Genomic DNA, 1,324 nt, shown 5'->3' on the forward strand with positions numbered 1-1,324 from the left:
AACACCCGACCCCGCAAGGCCCTCGGCTGGAAGACCCCAGAAGAAGCCTTCAACGAAGAACTACTGTTGCTGGAACAAGCCGGTGTTGCATCGACCAGTTGAACCCAGTCAGTTCAGATCCCGGAAATTCGTCCGCGCATTGAAGCGTCACGACCTCGTCGGGTCGATGGGTCAGGTCGGCTCCAGCGCCGACAACGCGGCCATGGAATCGTTCTTTGCCCTGCTGCAAAAGAACGTCCTCGACCGCCGCGCCTGGGCCACCCGCGAAGAGTTGCGGATCGCGATAGTCACCTGGATCGAACGGACCTACCACCGCCGTCGGCGACAAGACGCCCGAGACGGATTGACCCCCATCGAGTACGAGACCATCATGACCACACCAGCCACTCAGGCTGCGTGACCCAACCTGTCACCTATCCGTGCAGCAGTCCCATACGGTGCCAGCGGGCCAGTGAACCGAACCTGCGATGGGTCAGGAGTGCTGTGCATGATCGTGCTCCCTTCGATAGGACCGAAGGCAACAGCGTCCTCGCGCGCTGACCAGTTATGCCGACCTCCTCGACCCGATCCCCCTCCCCGCCAGGCCCGATCACAGCGACATCGACATAACCACGACGTCGGCATAAAAGGCGTTATCCGGACGTCCGGATAATCCCTTCCACGTGGTGCGCCTGGGCGGTGAGGCCCTCGACTCGTGCCGGCGACGGGTCCAGCGGGCCACCAAGGCACGACGAGGCCGTAAGGGCGACCCGCTCTACCGCTCCCGGCGCACCCTGCACACCGGAACGAGTCTGCTGACCGAGAAACAAGCCGCACGCCTGGATGACCTCTTCGCCGACGAGAGGCACCTCCCGGTGGAGGTCACGTGGGATGTCTACCAGCGCATGATCGCTGCCTACCGCGAGCCCGACCGCAGTAAGGGGCGGGCGGCAATGGCCGAGCTGATCGCCTCCCTCGCCCAGGGCATACCCGACGGCCTGAGCGAGGTCGTCACCCTGGGCCGAACCCTGAACAAACGCGCCGTGGACGTGCTGGCCTACTTCGAGCGTCCCGGCACATCGAATGGGCCTACCGAGGCGATCAATGGACGACTGGAGCACCTGCGCGGACTGGCACTGGGCTTTCGGAACCTGACCAACTACATCGCCAGATCCCTACTCGAGACCGGCGGATTCAGACCCCAACTACACCCTCGATTGTGAAGAGCCCCTTTAGGAACCGACCCTACCCCCACCCCCCGCCGCGGGTCGCTCGCTCATACATATCACAAATCCAACGCAGCCATACCAGATCACATGTGCCGTCTTACCATTGTACAAAAAAA

2 pseudogenes are annotated in these 1,324 nt (G+C 62.8%); both read left to right on the plus strand.

Annotated elements, in window-relative coordinates:
• Window positions 1–106: 106 nt before the first annotated feature.
• A pseudogene (locus FFS25_RS13280) lies at window positions 107–400 on the plus strand (integrase core domain-containing protein); the annotation flags it as partial.
• Between the two features lie 250 nt (window positions 401–650).
• A pseudogene (locus FFS25_RS13285) lies at window positions 651–1,202 on the plus strand (transposase); the annotation flags it as partial.
• Window positions 1,203–1,324: the final 122 nt, after the last annotated feature.

This window comes from Kocuria sp. 2SI (assembly GCF_005502825.1).
Taxonomy (GTDB): Bacteria; Actinomycetota; Actinomycetes; order Actinomycetales; family Micrococcaceae; genus Kocuria; species Kocuria palustris.